Origin of the sequence: Pseudoalteromonas sp. SG43-4 (assembly GCF_014164325.1) — a bacterium.
In the GTDB taxonomy this organism is placed as follows: Bacteria; Pseudomonadota; Gammaproteobacteria; order Enterobacterales; family Alteromonadaceae; genus Pseudoalteromonas; species Pseudoalteromonas distincta.
Genome location: NZ_JACJFB010000039.1, coordinates 1 through 1,415, shown reverse-complemented (window position 1 = coordinate 1,415; position 1,415 = coordinate 1). Strand labels below are relative to the sequence as shown.

General features: G+C 51.0%; 1 rRNA gene (running past one end of the window). It reads left to right on the top strand.

The window, feature by feature from the left end:
• Positions 1 to 1,369, top strand: a 23S ribosomal RNA gene (locus H5160_RS20310); it begins 1,566 nt to the left of the window's first position.
• The last annotated feature ends 46 nt before the right edge of the window (positions 1,370 to 1,415 follow it).

Sequence of the window (1,415 nt, the reverse complement as noted above, 5' to 3'; positions counted from 1 at the left end):
GGTGATGAAGTTGTTGATGCCATACTTCCAGGAAAAGCCTCTAAGCTTCAGATTATATGGAATCGTACCCCAAACCGACACAGGTGGTCAGGTAGAGAATACTAAGGCGCTTGAGAGAACTCGGGTGAAGGAACTAGGCAAAATCGTACCGTAACTTCGGGAGAAGGTACGCTCCTATCTGTGATGAGACTTGCTCTCTAAGCGGACGGGAGCCGCAGTGACCAGGTGGCTGGGACTGTTTATTAAAAACACAGCACTGTGCAAAATCGCAAGATGACGTATACGGTGTGACACCTGCCCGGTGCCGGAAGGTTAATTGATGGGGTTATCCTTAGGGAGAAGCTCTTGATCGAAGCCCCGGTAAACGGCGGCCGTAACTATAACGGTCCTAAGGTAGCGAAATTCCTTGTCGGGTAAGTTCCGACCTGCACGAATGGTGTAACCATGGCCACGCTGTCTCCACCCGAGACTCAGTGAAATTGAAATCGCAGTGAAGATGCTGTGTACCCGCGGCTAGACGGAAAGACCCCGTGAACCTTTACTACAGCTTGGCACTGAACATTGAACCTACATGTGTAGGATAGGTGGGAGACTTTGAAGCAGCGACGCTAGTTGTTGTGGAGTCGTCCTTGAAATACCACCCTTGTAGTTTTGATGTTCTAACGTTGGCCCCTGAATCGGGGTTACGGACAGTGCCTGGTGGGTAGTTTGACTGGGGCGGTCTCCTCCTAAAGAGTAACGGAGGAGCACGAAGGTTGGCTAAGTACGGTCGGACATCGTACGGTTAGTGTAATGGTAGAAGCCAGCTTAACTGCGAGACAGACACGTCGAGCAGGTACGAAAGTAGGTCATAGTGATCCGGTGGTTCTGAATGGAAGGGCCATCGCTCAACGGATAAAAGGTACTCCGGGGATAACAGGCTGATACCGCCCAAGAGTTCATATCGACGGCGGTGTTTGGCACCTCGATGTCGGCTCATCACATCCTGGGGCTGAAGTCGGTCCCAAGGGTATGGCTGTTCGCCATTTAAAGTGGTACGCGAGCTGGGTTTAGAACGTCGTGAGACAGTTCGGTCCCTATCTGCCGTGGGCGTTTGAGAATTGAGAGGGGTTGCTCCTAGTACGAGAGGACCGGAGTGAACGAACCGCTGGTGTTCGGGTTGTCATGCCAATGGCATTGCCCGGTAGCTACGTTCGGAACTGATAAGCGCTGAAAGCATCTAAGCGCGAAGCAGGCCTCGAGATGAGTTCTCACTAGACTTTTAAAGTCTCTGAAGGGCCGTTGAAGACTACAACGTTGATAGGCAAGATGTGGAAGTGGTGTGAGCCATTAAGCTAACTTGTACTAATTACCCGTGAGGCTTAACCATACAACGCCAAACGCGTTTTATGCGACAGTTTGACAGAAGTTAATAT